General features: G+C 39.5%; 17 protein-coding genes. 11 read left to right on the top strand and 6 right to left on the bottom strand.

All coding sequences use genetic code 11. The features are described 5' to 3' along the window. Positions 1 to 71 precede the first annotated feature (71 nt). Positions 72 to 2042: a 30S ribosomal protein S1 gene (rpsA, locus tag JN11_RS05945; protein WP_144910621.1), complete on the top strand. Its 1971-nt coding sequence runs from the start codon at positions 72 to 74 to the stop codon at positions 2040 to 2042. A 71-nt stretch (positions 2043 to 2113) separates the two neighbouring features. Beyond that, complete coding sequence (locus tag JN11_RS05950; protein ID WP_144910624.1) at positions 2114 to 2509, top strand: ACT domain-containing protein; 396 nt, start codon at positions 2114 to 2116, stop codon at positions 2507 to 2509. Positions 2510 to 2546: 37 nt separating this feature from the next. Here JN11_RS05950 and JN11_RS05955 read toward each other — a convergent pair whose 3' ends face one another. Then, positions 2547 to 3497, bottom strand: coding sequence for a carboxypeptidase-like regulatory domain-containing protein (locus JN11_RS05955; protein WP_144910626.1), 951 nt, complete (start codon positions 3495 to 3497; stop codon positions 2547 to 2549). 196 nt (positions 3498 to 3693) lie between these two features. On the opposite strand from JN11_RS05955, the gene pyrR reads away from it, so the two are divergent. From pyrR to JN11_RS05975, 4 genes are all read left to right on the top strand, one after another. After that, entirely contained in the window at positions 3694 to 4239 is a 546-nt protein-coding gene (gene pyrR, locus JN11_RS05960) for a bifunctional pyr operon transcriptional regulator/uracil phosphoribosyltransferase PyrR (RefSeq protein ID WP_144910629.1), read from the top strand. A gap of 143 nt (positions 4240 to 4382) precedes the next feature. Continuing rightward, entirely contained in the window at positions 4383 to 5309 is a 927-nt protein-coding gene (locus JN11_RS05965) for an aspartate carbamoyltransferase catalytic subunit (RefSeq protein WP_144910632.1), read from the top strand. Next, positions 5306 to 5896: a hypothetical protein gene (locus JN11_RS05970; protein WP_144910635.1), complete on the top strand. Its 591-nt coding sequence runs from the start codon at positions 5306 to 5308 to the stop codon at positions 5894 to 5896. The genes JN11_RS05965 and JN11_RS05970 overlap by 4 nt, the downstream gene beginning before the upstream one ends. A 27-nt stretch (positions 5897 to 5923) precedes the next feature. Further along, positions 5924 to 7342, top strand: coding sequence for a serine hydrolase domain-containing protein (locus JN11_RS05975; protein WP_144910637.1), 1419 nt, complete (start codon positions 5924 to 5926; stop codon positions 7340 to 7342). Between the two features lie 6 nt (positions 7343 to 7348). Here JN11_RS05975 and JN11_RS05980 read toward each other — a convergent pair whose 3' ends face one another. The 4 genes from JN11_RS05980 to JN11_RS05995 all read right to left on the bottom strand — a co-directional run bounded on the left by JN11_RS05980 (position 7349) and on the right by JN11_RS05995 (position 10848). After that, entirely contained in the window at positions 7349 to 8248 is a 900-nt protein-coding gene (locus tag JN11_RS05980) for a LysR substrate-binding domain-containing protein (RefSeq protein WP_144910640.1), read from the bottom strand. 54 nt (positions 8249 to 8302) lie between these two features. Beyond that, positions 8303 to 8815 carry a hypothetical protein gene (locus JN11_RS05985; RefSeq protein ID WP_144910641.1) on the bottom strand — a complete coding sequence of 171 codons (513 nt, stop codon included), beginning with the start codon at positions 8813 to 8815 and terminating at the stop codon, positions 8303 to 8305. A 90-nt stretch (positions 8816 to 8905) separates the two neighbouring features. Beyond that, entirely contained in the window at positions 8906 to 9685 is a 780-nt protein-coding gene (locus tag JN11_RS05990) for a hypothetical protein (protein WP_144910644.1), read from the bottom strand. A gap of 155 nt (positions 9686 to 9840) precedes the next feature. Next, a complete protein-coding gene (locus JN11_RS05995) occupies positions 9841 to 10848 on the bottom strand; it encodes an aspartate-semialdehyde dehydrogenase (protein ID WP_144910646.1) in 1008 nt (335 codons plus the stop codon). Between the two features lie 210 nt (positions 10849 to 11058). Here JN11_RS05995 and JN11_RS06000 point away from each other — a divergent pair, with 210 nt between their 5' ends. From JN11_RS06000 to JN11_RS06020, 5 genes are all read left to right on the top strand, one after another. Further along, entirely contained in the window at positions 11059 to 12009 is a 951-nt protein-coding gene (locus tag JN11_RS06000) for an NAD-dependent epimerase/dehydratase family protein (protein ID WP_144910649.1), read from the top strand. 121 nt (positions 12010 to 12130) lie between these two features. Continuing rightward, positions 12131 to 12856, top strand: coding sequence for a YebC/PmpR family DNA-binding transcriptional regulator (locus JN11_RS06005; RefSeq protein ID WP_144910652.1), 726 nt, complete (start codon positions 12131 to 12133; stop codon positions 12854 to 12856). 95 nt (positions 12857 to 12951) lie between these two features. Next, positions 12952 to 13167 carry a DUF2442 domain-containing protein gene (locus JN11_RS06010; RefSeq protein WP_144910654.1) on the top strand — a complete coding sequence of 72 codons (216 nt, stop codon included), beginning with the start codon at positions 12952 to 12954 and terminating at the stop codon, positions 13165 to 13167. 32 nt (positions 13168 to 13199) lie between these two features. Beyond that, positions 13200 to 14021, top strand: coding sequence for a hypothetical protein (locus JN11_RS06015; RefSeq protein WP_144910657.1), 822 nt, complete (start codon positions 13200 to 13202; stop codon positions 14019 to 14021). 104 nt (positions 14022 to 14125) lie between these two features. Further along, complete coding sequence (locus JN11_RS06020) at positions 14126 to 14725, top strand: HD domain-containing protein (RefSeq protein ID WP_144910659.1); 600 nt, start codon at positions 14126 to 14128, stop codon at positions 14723 to 14725. Positions 14726 to 14734: 9 nt separating this feature from the next. On the opposite strand, the gene JN11_RS06025 is transcribed toward JN11_RS06020, so the two are convergent. Continuing rightward, positions 14735 to 18115, bottom strand: coding sequence for a gliding motility-associated C-terminal domain-containing protein (locus JN11_RS06025; RefSeq protein ID WP_144910662.1), 3381 nt, complete (start codon positions 18113 to 18115; stop codon positions 14735 to 14737). Positions 18116 to 18179 lie beyond the last annotated feature (64 nt).

Genomic DNA, 18179 nt, shown 5'->3' on the forward strand with positions numbered 1-18179 from the left:
TTTGTAATTAAATTATATCCGTACCTTTGCAGTCCCAATTAACAAATTGGGAAAAGGAGAAAATTTATTTAATGGCAAAAAAACAGGAAGCAGAAAAAGAATTAAAAGCTAAGGAAGCTGAACTAGATGTAGTTACAGCATCCCTGGAAAAAGAAACTATTGAATCAGAAGCTGATTCAATCTCTATCGAAGAGATCAAATCAAAAATCACAGCAGCTAACGAAGATTTCGATTGGGATGCTGATGAGAAAAAATTTGGCAATTACAGCGACAGTGACCGTGAGAAAATGGAAAAAATGTATGACGGAACCTTCAGTTCAATTACTAAAGGCGAAATCATCACCGGTACCGTTGTAAATGTTAACAACAAAGATGTAGTATTAAACATTGGCTTTAAATCTGATGGTTTAGTATCTGTATCTGAATTCCGTGATACACCTGATCTGAAGATCGGTGATACCGTTGAAGTTTTTGTTGAATCACAAGAAGATGCTAACGGTCAGTTAGTACTTTCACGTAAACGTGCAAAAACTCAAAAATCATGGGAACGCATTAATTCTGCATTGGACAATGATGAAATCATCACTGGTTTTGTTAAGAGCAGAACTAAAGGTGGTTTAATTGTAGATATAATGGGCGTTGAAGCCTTTTTACCTGGTTCACAAATCGACATTAAACCTATCAGGGATTATGACGTTTATGTGGGCAAAACAATGGAATTCAAAGTTGTTAAAATCAACCACGAGTTTAAAAACGTAGTGGTATCGCACAAAGTGCTGATTGAAGACGATTTGGAAAACCAAAAAACTGAAATTGTTGCCCGTCTGGAAAAAGGACAGGTATTGGAAGGTACCGTTAAAAACATTACTGACTTTGGTGTATTTATTGACCTTGGTGGTGTTGACGGCTTACTACACATTACAGATATTTCATGGGGCCGTATTGAGCATCCGCGTGAAGTATTATCATTAGATCAAAAAATCAACGTTGTTGTACTTGACTTTGATGATGAGAAAAAACGTATCGCTCTTGGCTTAAAACAACTTACTCCACATCCTTGGCAGTCGCTTAGCGAAGATATCCAGGTTGGATCAAAAGTTAAAGGCAAAATTGTTACCGTTGCTGATTATGGCGCATTCCTTGAAATCATCCCTGGTGTTGAAGGTTTGATCCACGTATCAGAAATGTCATGGTCTCAAAACTTACGTAACCCTCAGGAATTCCTGAAAGTTGGTGACGAAGTTGAAGCTCAGGTGTTAACACTTGATCGCGACGAGCGCAAAATGTCATTAGGTATTAAACAATTAACGCCAGATCCATGGCAAAATGCTGCCGAGCGTTACGCTGTGGGCACTCAGCATATTGCTACCGTTAAAAACATGACCAACTTCGGTGTGTTTGTTGAACTAGAAGACGGTATTGATGGTTTAATTCACATCTCTGACCTTTCTTGGTCTAAAAAAGTAAATCACCCTAATGAATTCACTAAAGTTGGTGAAAAATTAGACGTGATTGTTTTAGAACTTGATGTTGAGAACCGCAAATTAAGCTTAGGTCACAAACAATTAGAAGAAAATCCTTGGGATACTTTTGAAACCATCTTTACTATTGATTCAGTACATGAAGGTACCGTATTAAAAGTAACTGATAAAGGTGCAATTGTTGCTTTACCTTACGGTGTTGAAGGCTTTGCGCCTACCAAACACCTGGTTAAAGAAGATGGCAAGAGCTTAAAAGCCGAAGAAGCTGCTGAGTTTAAAATCATTGAATTTAACAAGGAAAACAAACGTATTGTTATTTCACACTCACGCATTTGGGAAGAAGCCCGTGCCGAGCAACGCGTACAGGAATTTGAAACCCGTAAAAAGGAAGCAAAATCTGCCAGCAATGCAGTGAAAAAAGTGAAAGAATCGGTTGAAAAATCAACTTTAGGCGACCTGAGCGTTTTAGCACAGCTAAAAGAGCAAATGGAAGGCGCTGAAAGTAAAGCCCGTAAAGCTTCAACTAAGAAAACAACTTCTGAAGAAGAAGCTGCTGAATAAGTTTAAATAAATTCAATCCTTATAAGCCCTTCCCGATACAATCGGGAGGGGCTTTTTTAATAAACGATAGTATGCCAGGAGAAACCAACCTTACCGAACTACTCAAAACCATGCACCCCACATTAAATGAGGGCGACTATGTTTTTTGTACCATTTCTTCATCAATCACTATTGATCACGATCTTATTATAGGATCTTTCAAAGAGAAAGAAGGTTTAACTATTATTCTGAGCAAAGATGAAGCAGACAAACTGAATTTAACCTATTCTTACATCGCTACATGGATCACTTTAACTGTTCATTCATCATTAGAAGCAGTTGGACTTACTGCCGCATTTGCTACTGAGCTGTCTAAAAACGGCATAAGCTGCAATGTGGTTGCAGCTTATTACCATGATCATATTTTTGTGGCTAAAAAAGATGCCGTTAAGGCGATGGATGTACTTCAAAAAATGGCCGACAAATAATTGAGATTATCTTTTATAAACAAGCCGTATTACCCATTTACTGATTCATATAATCACCCAGTTTTTTAAGATAGGCATCATCAATATCGGTGTCATTGTCTGCCAAAAACTTATTTACCTTATCTGCATCGGCAGCAAATACTGTTTTAATGGCCTTTTTTCTTAAGGATATTTTTTGTGGTTGTCCATCGGGTAGTTTTACAACATAGTAAACACTTTCATCTGCATATTCATCGTAATTATTGCCTGATGAACTGATGCCATTGGTAGTATAATTGGATTTGATAAACTTTGTGCCCAGATCTTTATAAATTTTATACTTATTTCCTGATGACAGCACCTCAACATAACGTTTAGGGTTAATAGCCTGAACATCTTCGAATACATATGGCTGGGCATTATCATCAAATAAAATAAATCCCTTTATTTCCTCTTTAAGAACATCATGAACAGAATTGCCGCCATCGCTGGTGAAAATTAAATTACCTTCCATTTTATCATAGTTAAATAAATAACCATCGTTTTGTTTTACCAAATTCTTGGGGGTAATGCCATAACCATGTACCCAGTTGCCAAAAAGAAAACGGCTACCATGTAAAGTATCCTGGTGGTTACCGATTCGTGTAAGCGAATTCTCAGTCATATTCACAGAGCTTTCTTTGTCTTTGAAAACATTTTTTACCTTCGGGATATTGCCAGGTATTGTACCGGGCAAAATAATTTTCATATCAGCATGAGTATCAATAGCCACCCTGCTTTCGGGAAAAGTTGTGGCGGTAATAATCAGATTAGAAATAGGATCGGCCATCAAAGTAAATCTGCCGTCACGGTCAGAAAAAGTTGCATAAGGATGCTGCGAATCACTAATAAATGCAAATGGCACAGGTTTTCCGTTTTGATCACTTACAGTACCGCTCACTGCTACTGTTTGCGAAAAGGCAAACATTCCTGATAAAACAAAAAGCCCGGTTAGTATTACTTTTTTCATATGCTGATAATAAATTTAGTGTTATGCAATTAAAGCAAAATGTATGAATTTATATTTTAATATTGCAACAATAACTGTAACATAGTTATTCCAAAACCTGCTTCATGAAATTTGATACCACTTTTTTCAAGTTCCATTAATCTCTGACTTAACAAATCTCCAAAAATTATTACCTTTGCCCAAATCCACCCATACGATGCAAAATCTAACACTGCTCGACGGACAGAAATTTCAGATCACTTTACAACGTTTATGTCGTCAGTTAATAGAAAATCATAATGATTTTTCTGAATCGGTTCTTATTGGCATACAGCCACGCGGCATTTATTTAGCCAAACGCATTGCCGAAGAACTGCGCTTAATATTACCCGGCAAAACTATTCAACAGGGCGATCTGGATATCACTTTTTATCGTGATGACTTCCGCCGCCGCGAATCGCAGCTGGTACCCAATCAAACAAAAATTGATTTTATTATAGAGGGCAAAAAAGTAATCATGATGGATGATGTACTTTGGACAGGCCGTACCATCCGCGCAGCTATGGATGCCCTGCAGGCATTTGGCCGACCAGAGCGTATAGAACTGCTTGCCCTGGTTGATCGTCGCTATTCCAGACATATTCCGGTTGAGGCCGATTACGTAGGGATAGAGGTAGATTCCATCGCATCACAAAAAGTAGTGGTAAGCTGGAAAGAAACTGATGGAGAAGACAGGATAACGTTGTTATCTGATGTGAAGTAGATTTGATTTCGAATTTCGGATGTTCAATTTCGGAATTGAGAATGAAGTCTTACAACAATAGGCAAAACAGCAAAAGCGAATCAAAAAAATAACAAATAAAATAAATTCGAAATCGAACATCCGAAATCCGAAATAACATACCCATGGCAGGACTGAGCACAAGACATCTTTTAGGAATTAAGGACTTAAACCCGGCAGATATTCAATTAATATTTGAAACTGCAGATAATTTTAAAACGGTATTAAACAGACCCATTAAAAAAGTCCCGTCTCTACGCGATGTTACCATTGCCAATATATTTTTCGAAAACTCTACCCGCACCCGTCTTTCGTTCGAACTTGCGGAAAGACGTTTATCAGCCGATACCATCAACTTTGCTGCCTCATCATCATCAGTAAGCAAAGGCGAAACGCTGATTGATACGGTAAACAATATATTAGCCATGAAGGTTGATATGGTAGTAATGCGCCATCCTTATGCAGGTGCAGGCATATTTCTTTCCAAACATGTAAAGGCTCAAATAGTAAACGCTGGTGATGGTGCACATGAGCACCCTACCCAGGCACTGCTTGATGCTTTCTCTATCCGCGAAAAACTGGGTGATGTTGCAGGTAAAAAAGTAGTAATTGTAGGCGATATCCTGCATTCGCGTGTAGCCCTCTCCAATATATTATGCCTTAAACAACTGGGTGCCGAAGTAATGGTTTGCGGGCCAACTACGCTTATCCCCAAATACATTGGCTCATTAGGTGTAAGAGTTGAACATAACCTGGTAAAGGCCCTTAACTGGTGCGACGTAGCCAACATGCTCCGTATACAATTGGAGCGTCAGGATATTAAATATTTCCCTTCCCTGCGTGAGTATACCATGCTCTACGGCTTAAACAAGCAAATATTGGATTCACTGGATAAAGAGATCATTGTGATGCACCCCGGCCCCATAAACCGCGGGGTTGAAATTACCAGTGATGTTGCCGATAGCAAGCAATCTATCATATTAGACCAGGTTGAAAATGGTGTGGCCATTCGTATGGCAGTGCTGTTTTTGCTGGCCGGGCAAACTCCATGACCACCAGATACAAAAGATTCTTAATTTGGTTTACCCGCTTTGGCAAAGTAAAAGCGAGAATTATCCATTTTGTATTTCTGTGTATCGCTTATTTTGTATTCCTGCTTGTATTGGACTATGTTTTAGGTATAACAAAGCACACATCCTTTAATAAGGAATGGAGAAACAGTATTTCTTTTAGTCTTTTCTTTTTCGTTTGTGCTCCATTTGTGTCATGGCGATTTTATGATGTCGCCCTGATTCAATTAAAAGAATATAGAGCCCTCGCAAAAAAAGGATTAACCAGGGCTGATCTTTCGCGGATATCCTTTGTAAGAACCTGGGAACATAAAAGAAGAAAAGGTATTGCCGTATATTGTTTCTTTGAGGGTGGCTTAGTTTTGGGCATGTTTCTGTTATTCCCAGTGTCACTACTATTGTTTCTTTCTTTAAAACAATACAATCCAATGTATTATACTTTTGCAATGATAGGAATTTCCATCACTAAAAACATATTGCTGAGTTTCACAATAGGTTTAATTATATTTCGTTTTAGATGGTCATATAACCAGCGCCGGTTTAAGCGTTTAACTAATCCGGTAACATAATTCATCTTCCGCGAGTCGTTTTTTAATATGAGATCAGCATTCATAATTCTTTTAGTTTTGATAATGGCATCTTCAGCGTCTGCCCAAAGCATTCAGCAGCGAAAAGTTGATTCAGTATTTGAACAGGTTAAGAAATATTTCAACCAAAAAAATTCCGACGCTATTTATAACATGGCCGGTGCAGACTTTCAAAAAGAATTAAACATTGATGCCTTTGCGCAGGTTACCCAAAAACAACTTTTCTCCCTGGGTAAAATCAGGGAATCATCATTAGTAAGCTTTGTGAACAACAATGTAGCCACCTACAAATTAAAGCTGGATTCCATAACCTTACAACTCCTGATGAGTTTGGATAAGCACGATAAACTGGAACTTTTCTTGTTTCAGGAATACCAGGAGCCCATTGGCAACAAAACAGCACTGGTACAAACATCCAATCCACTCAGAACAGCAATGGATAAACAGGTGGATAGTGTTGCCCGCATCTACATACAAAAATCAACAACGGTGGGTCTGTCTATTGGTATTATTAAAGATGGAAAAACCACCATATACCAATACGGGGAAACAATAAGGGGCTATAAAAAACTCCCGAACGAAGATAATTTTTTCGAGATAGGCTCTATTACCAAAACATTTACGGCCACCTTGCTGGCCTACTATGTAAACCAGGGGAAAATTAAGTTAACCGATCCGATAACCAAATTTCTGCCAGATTCAGTCGTTGCAAATCCGGCACTTAAAGGTATAACCCTTGTTCAGTTAAGTAATCATACTTCAGGTTTGCCCCGCCTGCCAGATAATTTGATTGAACATGCTACTGATGCACTTAATCCGTATAAAGATTATACCGCGCCTTTTATGTATGCTTATTTAAAAAACTGCAAGCTAAACAGTAAGCCCGGCGAACAATACCTGTACTCAAACCTGGGGGTTGGCTTGCTGGGAAGCATACTGGAAACCATAAGCAGCTTGCCCTTTAACCAAATGGTACATGATATTATTACCCAGCCGCTCAACATGCAAAGTACCAGTCAGTTTTTAAATCCATTGCTTTTACCGCGTTTTTTAGCGGAGTATAATGCAGGTGGACAAGCAACACCGGCCTGGGACTTCGACGTACTGGCCCCCTGTGGCGCACTGCGTTCAACTTTAAGCGATTTATTGATTTACACAAAGGCCAACATGCACCCGGGCAATGAGGAACTTTCCAAAGCCATGATATTAACCCACAAAATCACTTTTAATAAAGATGTTAAAATTGGCCTGGCCTGGCATATAATTACAGTAAACGGCGTGGATTATATTTTCCATAACGGTGGCACCAATGGCAGCAGCAGCTTTTTAGCTTTTAATGCAGACAAGAATATAGGCATTGTTGTACTTTCTAACGCTGCTGAAAGTACAGACGCTGTTGGGAGCGGAATTTTAAAAGAAATTCAATAATACCACTCAACCTTCTGTATGTTGTAGTGCGTAATTGATAAAATTACTGGTCAACCCAAAATCTTCGGTTCCCTTTCTGCGGATAAAAAAGAAATCACGGGTAATTGTCAAGCCTTCTATGGGCACTTCAACCAGATCACCTTCGGCCAATTGGCGAACAATTGACGGTTTGGGCATAAAGCCAAGGCATTGATCGGCCAATAAAAAATTCTTAAGCGCCTCGGTACCGCCAAGACGTATTTTAACAGAAAGATCAGCCGGTTTAATATGGAGCGCCGATAATGATTTTAATAATGCATTCAAAGTTCCAGATCCTCTTTCCCGCAAGGCCAAAGGTGTTTTTACAAACTGTTTAAGCGTTAATGATTTCCCCGCCAGCGGACTTTTGGCCGAACAAACCGGGATCACCTCATCGCTCATAAACGGACGATAGGAAACCGTAGTCAGTTTATTGTCCACCTCAATAATACCAATATCTACCTCGTGGTTAAGCAAAGCATTTAAAATATACTCCGAATTACGGTTAACCAATTGCACATCCACATTAGCATACTCCCGCTGAAAACCGGATAATATAGATGGCAAAATATACAAAGCAATAGTTGTACTGGCCCCTAAGCGCAAATGCCCCGCGGCTTGTGAGAGACTGCTTAAAACCGAAAGATCATATTCAACTTTGCGTTCAATTTCGGTAGCCTGTAATAAATATTCATTCAGCTTTTTGCCAGCCTCGGTGAGCAGAATACTATTGCCTTTGCGCTCAAATAAAGGTACTTTATATTGGTCTTCCAAAGCTTTGATATGCTTGCTAATGGCTGGCTGCGTAACAAATAATATCTGCGCTGCCTTTGAGAAACTCAAATTAGCTGCCACTTCCATAAAAACACGATGCGCAAAGGAGATCATAGATTTGTACTGTTTTCAAAGATAGCAAAACAGTATAAAGGAAAGAGCAGTGTCTCAGTTTGAATTTAACTTAACTTTTCCATTAATGAGCAGGTTTTCGATTAAAATTTCAATTTCGATAAACTTGTTGGCAATCTTTAAAATATCTTCTGTGGGAAAATCCAAATTAACTATTTTCCATCCCTGCATCAAAGTTTGCGGCCCGAATTCCGTACTAACGTTTGGCCAATTGTGTTCAAGACTTTTAAACTGTTCTCTAAAGTCGTCAGCAAATTTTCTACTCGTTAAAGCATAGCCATTAAGCTTTCTTAACTTTAGTGCATGGATGTTGTAAAATAATTTATGCTCTTTGATATCGGCATTATTAATCCAGATAGAAAAAAAAATCGCAGGGCCTGTTTGCGGTTTTGCATCCGGGTTATTTGCCCAATGCTGTTTGTGTATTCTTAAAACGACAGAGTCTAACCAAACGCCCGTTTCCACTTGCAGTTGCCTTTGATTCAATAGTCTTTTGTCAAGTTTATCAACAGCTTGCTGAAATAAGGATAAATAAAAAGTGGTATCCATGCCGTGCTAAACTGAAATGTAATAATACATCAAAAATAAGTTAAATTCAAACTGAGACACTACCAAAAAAAGTTATAATGGAGCTTATATTTAGTTTTTCACCCGCTCAAAATACTGCCCGGTAAACTTATAGACAATGTATTTATGGGTTACCTGGCCGTTTTCATTCACTAACGGGATATGAATTGTTTGTGAAGCCTTATCAAATGTAATTTTGGGTCTTGCATTAAATGCTATATCAACAACCGAAAGGAAATCATAGTCATAATAAATCTTGTTTTTCAGTCCTGTCTGTGTTTTTATAAGCTTCACATTATCATCCAGTTTACCATTTGTAATAGCAAAAACCTTAATTCCTGAACCTACGTCCTTAGTAGAATAGATGCCACCGTAAACACCCAAATAGTACGTTTTATTTCCTGTTTTAAAGGTATAAAGGCTTGAATAAAAAGGAACGTATGTATCTTCGCTACTGGTTAACAGAATTGATTCTGTTTTTTGGCCGGTGCTGTATTGTATAACATTTGCAAAATCCCTCATAGTACCTCCCATCCAGGTTTCCCACGAATAAATCCGGAACAACTCATCATCAGAAGTAAAAATATCCAAATGCTCTTTTTTTAACAGATTAAATGGCGCACTTAAGGTAGATGGATATTTTTTGGTTACCTCTTCAAGTTTCTTGCCAAAAACATCATTGGCTTCAGCTAGTTTATCATCTGCGTTTACAGTTGTATCACCTTTTTTTTGAGACCAATAATCAATCTTTTTAAAAGACTGAAGCAGATCAGCTTCAATAACCTTTGGGGTTTGGGAAAAGCTGTCAGATATTATAAAAATGCCAATTATTAATATAAATAGTTTCTTCATAAAATTTGATAACATAAAAATAGGGATAATCTCTCGATCATCCCTATCTTATTATTAGCCCCACCTAAATCCTCCCCGGAAGGGAGGACTTTTTGAAGGCATTTAATTAAAAACTTTTTTTTAGTCTCCTCTACCGGGGGAGATTTAGAGGGGACTTACACTTCAACAGCCTGCCCTATCAAATGCTTTGCAGCCAAATATTCAGCAATTTGCACGGCATTGGTAGCAGCACCTTTACGCAGATTGTCTGATACTATCCAGCAGTTTAAAGTGTTTGGCTGGCTTTCGTCCCTGCGGATACGGCCCACAAATACGTCATCCTTATCATGTGCATCAAGCGGCATTGGATATTTAAGGTTAGCGATATCATCAACCACCACAATACCCGGTGCTTTTGATAAAAGTTCCTTTACTTCGGCAACATCAAAATCGTTTAAAAACTCAATATTTACAGACTCTGAGTGACCTCCCATTACCGGGATACGTACCGTAGTAGCCGTAACTTTAATACTGTCATCGCCCATAATTTTATTGGTTTCTTTCACCATTTTCATTTCTTCCTTGGTGTAACCATTTTCGGTAAATACGTCAATCTGCGGGATCACATTAAGGTCTATAGTGTAAGGATAAACCTTAGGGCCATCAATACCTTTACGCTCGTTAAATAACTGGTCAACCGCTTTAACGCCTGTACCGGTTACTGATTGATAGGTTGATACCACTACCCTTTTAATTTTATATTTATCATGCAGTGGTTTTAAAGCCACTACCATTTGTATGGTTGAACAATTTGGGTTGGCGATGATTTTGTCATCGGCAGTTAAAACATGCGCATTAACTTCGGGCACTACCAGTTTTTTGGTAGGATCCATGCGCCATGCTGATGAGTTGTCGATAACAGTTGTGCCAGCTGCTGCAAAAAGCGGCGCCTGGGCCAATGAAGTACTACCCCCTGCCGAAAATATGGCAACATCGGGCTTCTGCTTTATCGCATCCTCAACAGAAACTACCTTGTACTGCTTACCCTTAAAAGTGATTTCTTTACCAACACTTTTTTCTGAAGCTACCGGAATTAATTCTGTAACGGGGAAGTTGCGTTCTGCAAGAACCTGCAACATTTTAGTGCCCACTAATCCTGTGGCACCTACTACTGCGACTTTCATTGTTTTTAAATTTGTTATATAAAAAAATTATTTAGCCAACAAATATGCGAATTTTTTCTGAGCTTATAAACCACACTATCTACCAAAATAGTATGATTTATTTTCAATCAAAAACGATAATTTTTACATCATTTCAACCTAATCTACCACAAACCTAATACCCCAATCAACTAATAAATTTTTACCTTTGCGCCAAAATACGGGCATTGCATGAGCGAGAAAATTTTAATTATTGGTGCTAACGGACAAATAGGTACCGAGCTGGTTACCACCCTAAGAAATATACACGGAACTGATGCCGTTATTGCATCAGACATTAACACCCCGGCTGATGCCAGCCACCAAAACGGCCCATTCGAAATTGCCAATGTGCTGGATAAAGATAACCTGCACCAGCTATTTGAAAAATACCGTCCTACGCAAGTTTATCTGCTGGCCGCCATACTATCAGCCATAGGCGAACAAAAACCCAAAATGGCCTGGGATTTAAACATGACCGGCCTTTTGCAAGTGCTTGATCTGGCAGTAGAATTTAAAGTGACTAAAGTTTTCTGGCCAAGCTCTATCGCCGTTTTCGGCCCGCACTCGCCACAACAACAAACACCACAGTATTGTGTAATGGATCCTAATACCGTTTACGGCTTTAGCAAACTGGCGGGTGAGCGCTGGTGCGAATATTACCATGCCAAATACGGATTAGACGTTAGAAGCTTACGCTATCCCGGCCTTATCGGCTGGAAAGCAAATCCGGGAGGTGGCACTACCGACTATGCTGTTCATATATTTCACGAAGCATTAAAAACCGGTAAGTATCAAGGTTTCCTTTCGGCTGAAACTGCCTTACCAATGATGTATATGAATGATGCCATAAGGGCCACCATTAGCCTGATGGATGCACCGGCTGAGGCACTAACTATCCGTTCATCATACAACCTGGCAGGAATCAGCTTTACCCCTACTCAGCTGGCTGCAGAGATTAAAAAACATATCCCTAACTTTGAAATTGGTTATATTGAAAATGACCCGCGCCAGGCCATTGCCGATAGCTGGCCAAAATCAATCGATGACAGCTATGCCCATAAAGACTGGGGATGGAACATTGAATATGATTTGCAAAAAATGACAGCCGATATGCTGGAAAACCTGAAGAATATAGCTTAAAAGCAAAAGGTTAAGAGGAAAAATTTATATTTGTTAATTATTTAATACGCTTATAACAACAAGCATTATATTCGCTAAGTCCGTGGTTCAAAGTCCATGGGCTATGGACAACTAAATAACAATGGGAAGAGCATTTGAATTCCGTAAAGAAAGAAAACTGAAACGCTGGTCGAAAATGGCTGTGCAGTTTACTCGTTTGGGTAAAGAAATTGTAATGGCCGTAAAATCAGGCGGTGGCGATGTAAACACCAACTCGCGCCTGCGTACTGCTGTTCAAAATGCCAAGGCAGTAAACATGCCTAAAGATCGTGTGGAAGCCGCTATAAAAAGAGCTACCAGCCGTGACGAAAAAGATTACGAAGAAATAGTTTACGAAGGCTATGCACCTTACGGCGTAGCCATATTGGTTGAAACGGCTACTGATAATATTAACCGTACCGTAGCTAACGTACGCAGCTACTTTACCAAATACAATGGCTCACTGGGTAAAACCGGATCACTGGATTTCATTTTCAGCCGTAAATCTGTTTTTACTTTTGAACCTGGTGATCGTGACCTGGAAGAACTGGAATTTGAATTGATTGATGCCGGGTTAGAAGATTTATTTGTTGAGGCCGATGAAAACGGAAATGATATTGCCGTAGTACACGCTGCTTTTGAAGATTTCGGAAAAATGCAGAAAACATTGGAAGAAATAGGCATCGAGGTAAAATCAGCCAAACTGGAGCGCGTAGCACAATCATTCCACGAAGTCACTGAAGAACAAGTTACTGATATTATGAAACTGATTGACCGTTTGGAAGAAGACGACGACGTGCAGGCAGTATATCACAATATGCAGGAATAATTTGCCCCTCCCAACCCTCCCCGGTAGGGAGGGCTTTAAAAACTTAAAACAAAAAGTCTCACCTACCGGGGGAGATTTATAGGGAGCCAAACCATATGCCACTTTTCACTTCACGTAAACAAGAGAAAAAAGTGAAGGTAACCTTCGCTAACGGCTTGCTTTTTGTTGAAAAACCTGATGGCAAACAGCAGGCATTTCCTTTAGAATGGTTTCCGCAATTGCTGAACGCTACTGATGAAGAACGTGAAGACTGGGATCAAACTGATAAGGGCATTCACTTTAACAAACTTGATCTTGACGTTTCTTTTTAAGTATTCTGCTGATCTTTAACATTTGCTAACCAATGGAATTCGAAGAGTTTTTTAAGAAGAAAAAAATTGATTTGCCTGTTTTAGAAAAAGCAGAGCCGTCGTTATTTTCTGAATTCAAAACCCATTACCAGCAAATGGGCGAAAAGAGCTTCGATCATACCAAAAAATATTGGTTCAATAAACTTCGCCGCCAATTCCCTTTGGCACCAGAAATTAAAACAGAAAAGGCCCACATTGCAAATCCCATAGCCGAACAAACGGTTACCGAAAGTTTAATTGAAACGGTATTGCCCCCTCCGTTGCCAAAAGTTGGATTTACACCCAGATTTAAAGCCGGAACAACAGCAAAACCAACCGAGGTTATAGATGATAAAAAAGAAGAGGCCCTGCCTAATGCGGATCAGCAACCATCTGAAATAGCCGCCCCTGCTCCCTCACCTAAAGTAGGTTTTACTCCAAGGTTTAAGGCTGGCGTTACGGCTAAGCCAACCGAAACTAAGGATGATAAAAAAGAAGAAACGTTACCTAACGCTGATCAGCAACCAGCCGAAGCAGCAGCCCCTTCTCCTTCGCCCAAAGTAGGTTTTACTCCCAGGTTTAAAGCAGCCGTTACAGCTAAGCCGACCGAAATTAAGGATGATAAAAAAGAAGAAACACTGCCTGATACAGATCAGCAACCATCAGAAATAACGCCCCCTACTCCTTCACCTAAAGTAGGTTTTACTCCCCGATTCAAAGCTGGCGTTACCCCTAAACCGACCACAGCTAAGGATGGAATTTTGCCGCCTGCTACTGAAGAATCTGCCAAAGCAACCGACGCTGGAGAAAACCCGGAAAGTAAGCCTGAAGCTTAAACACTTCGTCCCCAATAAAACACATCAAATTTAAGTAGATCATCATTTTGGGGTTGCTGTTAAAAGGCAAATCATTACATTTGCAATGCTTAAACATAACAAATATGAATTTTGAGCATCTTCTTAAACAAGTGGCCTTCATCCACGAAATTGACAAGGTTAAATATATCCTTCGAAAAACCAAACTCTTCAACAGCGAACGAAATGAAAATGATGCAGAGCATAGCTGGCACCTGGCTATAATGGCTATTATTTTAGCAGAATATGCTAATGAGCCTGTAGATATCCTGAAGGTTGTAAAAATGCTGCTCATCCATGATGTGGTTGAAATTGATGCCGGTGACATATTTCTATACGATACCGCAGTAAACCATACGAATACAGAAGCGGAACTAAAGGCTACCCAACGTATTTTTGGCTTATTGCCTGATGAACAAGCTGCTGATCTAATTGCAGTATGGGAAGAATTTGAATCGGGCAAAACAATGGAAGCCAAATTTGCCCGTGCAATGGATAGGTTAGAGCCTTTACTTCAAAACATTTCCAATAGAGGTGGTACCTGGAAAGAATTTGGGGTTAGCTATGAAAAAGTATTAGAAAAGAAAAGCGTAATCCAAAAGGGATCTGACCAACTTTGGGAATTTGCCAGAGAGCTAATTAACGAGAGTGTTAAAAATGGCATTTTAATTTCGGCTGCTAAGTAGCGTATACTACTACCTTAACAAGGTTAAACTCCCCGAAAGCAAGCTGCAATTTGATTTTAAGTTGATGATATAATAATATACGCCAACCGGAAGATTATTACCCCCTAGTGTACCATTGAATGGGTTGCCGTATCCCTTTGATTCAAATACTTTTTGCCCGTAACGGTTAAATACCTGTACCACTGCGTTCGGGTAATTTTCAATTCCTTTTATGTCCCAGTAATCATTTATCCCATCATTATTAGGTGTAAATGCATTTGGAATACTAATATCTGTTGCCCCAACGGTTACCAAAACTTCTGTCCTTGCACTTTCACAATTGCCCAGATACTGGGTAATAAAATAGCTCCGTGTACCCGAAACAGGTACTTTAAACATTCCATTGGGCGCATCCTGTAAAATATTACTACTGATATTACTATCATACAAATGATAGCCGTAACCGGCCTGTACATTATTCACAGCAATTACAATCTCACCTGCGCTGCAAACCTGCACATTATTCGCGGTAGGCGATGAAATAGGTTCTGTAGTATTTCCAACAGCGTAATCAAGGGTAGCTATATCACAAGCTGTTGCATCTTTTACCTGTAGGGTATAAATACCCGGAGTTATTCCCGTTAAGTTTAAATTTGTTGTGATGCTTTGTCCTAATGCATTAGTCCAATTATAGGTATAAGGCGGAATGCCCCCATTTATCAAAATATTGGTAATACTGCCTGTACCCTGTAAACATTGATCATCATTTACCTGCGCCGATCCTGGTACAACCTGCAGTTGCGGTATCTCATTTATACTGTAGCTATTATAATAGCTCTGGCATTGGTTATTATCGGTAACGTACAATTGATAAGTTCCGGCAGGCTGGTTGGTTAAAACATTGCTGTTTCCAACTTCCACTCCTCCCGGTGTTAGCCATATGTATGCTGCAGGCGTTAAATTAGGATCAAAAGTTACCGTTATGCTTCCATTACTACTGCAGTACGCATCAGTACTGGTATAAGTTGATTGATAATTTTTAAATGCCGGAATATTGCCAATAGTATACACTGCACTCTGTTTGGAGCAAGTTGAGTTTGAGGCTACCAGGTAATAATTCCCTGATGGTGCGTTTAACAAATCAGCACCATTACCCGCTATCTGGTTACTGGCATTAAACCACTGGTATTGTGTTGCCCCTGTAACCACTATACCCGTTATGGAGCCATTACTATTAGTGCAGGATGCAGAAGAGGTAACCACTGCCGATTCGTCCATGGTTATCACATTCTTCTCATTTATGGTAAAAATTGCGCTTTTAACAGGCGGACAATTAAAGTTGTAATTGACTTGCAAATAATACTGGCCTGCGGGAGCATTAATCAAATTTGTGTTATTATATGAAAGTGCTGTACCATTGGTATTATACCAGGTATAATTAGCTCCGACTGCATTGGTCAACACTAACCCGGTTATCGATCCATTTGCCAAATTACAGGTAGCATCAGTTATAACGGCATTACTTGCATCAATTACCGGAGGAGGCGCAGCCGCAAGTACCTGGAACAATGCTGGTGCCGAATTACATCCATTACTGTCGGTTATATAAAGATAATAGCTCCCGGCAGCTAGGTTAGTAACCTTATTGGTGGTCGAAATTATATTCCCATTAGCGTCTGACCAATAATAATTAGTAACCGTAATACCCGAAACAGTGCCAGGATAGGCTGTAAAATATCCTGTGGGCTGGCTGCAGTTTAATTGAAAGGTTGATGGATAAACATGCGAAGTAAGATCTATAACCGTAAAACTATTGGAAACTGATGGGCAAGCGCCATTTTCACTGATCTGCAAATTATAGGTACCCGGCTGCAAATTACTAATGGATTGTCCGTTCCCTACCAATTGCCCATTACTATCTGTCCATAACATTTGAAACTCACCCAACCTTGGTTCATTCAGAGAAATAGAACCTCCGTGATGGCAATCATAATTTACAATAGTTACTTCACTTTGTGAAAGTGCATCGATCTGAAAACCTACCGTATTATTATTTACGGTTGATGATGCTAATACATTTTGAACAGTAGGGCCATTGTATTGCCACTTGCCACTACCGTTTGCAGTTACGGTAGCAAACCATTGATTAGGATTGCAGCTATTACACTTAGTTGCGGTATTATATAATTGCACCGTTGCCCCAGCAGGCGCATCACCAGCTACAGAAGTAGCGGTAAGTGTTGTTATCCTGATGAAGTTTGTACCGCCGTTAAGATCGTTTAACTGAACTGTGGCGTTACAATAAAACATATTTTCAATTACATTGGTAGTGCATCCAAAAGCAAGTATTGGATTTTGGTAATTAGTAAAAACATTCTGATCTGCCGGGGTAGTACCACCTATAACAGCGTTTACATTTGTATTTTCATCAATAGCTTGCGTACCCGAGCCCAATGGAAAAGCCTGCGTTTTATCTATTCCAAAGTAGTTACCCTTAACCACTATGCTTGATGCATTAGCCGCTGCTACACCAACCTCTGATGCGCTAAAAATATTACTAATTACATTTATGGTTGAGTTGGCATCATTTACCAAAATGCATGAGTTATTGGCGCTATTGATTGATTTTGTACCTGTATAATCAGTATTAAAATAGTTATTCTGTATGGTTACCGACTTAGTTACCCCGTTTACTGCGCCGCCAAAATTTATACCGCTGGTACCACCTCCTAAAATAACATTTCCATCCGTTTGAAGTGCACCGCCTATCAGCAAACCATTATAATCTTGTGCTGAGTAAAGAACAGACGAATTATTAAACGGTGTAACTCCATCTGGCGCAACCCCAATAAAATTGCTTTGGATAACCGCATTTTGAAAATAACCCAAAAAAGCAAAGTTGTTCCCGCTTATTATATTGCCTTTGCCGGGTGCACCAATAATTAAATTACAATTCGCATTGGTAACAATTCCGTGCCCCAAACCAGCTTGGTTGGGCGAAAAGCCCATAATACACAAGCCATAAAAAGCAACCTGATCGCCAGGGTTAACTGAAGCAGAAACATTAAATCCGTTAAAGTTTGCTGCAGGCGTGGCTGGTGTAATAATTATTTTAGCATTGCTTACACCTAAAAAGGCTCCGGGTTGGGTGGTGCCATCAATAATTAAATTAGCAGAAACATCTGGTAGTTGCGTTTGCAGCGTAATGGTTATGGCTGCTTGCCCGGTACCGGGTAAATTAAAAGTAATAATATCTGTTGGGAGTGTTCCGTTTGCAGCCGCATCCAGTAAAGCTTGCCGCAAAGTTCCGGGACCTGAGTCGGCATTACTGGTCACAATAAATGTTACGGCAAAAGCTGCATTACAAATAAAAGTGAATAGTACCAGGAAAAATAGCTTAAAAAAGCGCATACCTAATCTTTCTGCAAAGCAATAACAAATGCCTTAATATTAAGCCATTTGTTGGTAAATATTA

The organism is Mucilaginibacter frigoritolerans, assembly GCF_007830615.1.
GTDB lineage: Bacteria > Bacteroidota > Bacteroidia > Sphingobacteriales > Sphingobacteriaceae > Mucilaginibacter > Mucilaginibacter frigoritolerans.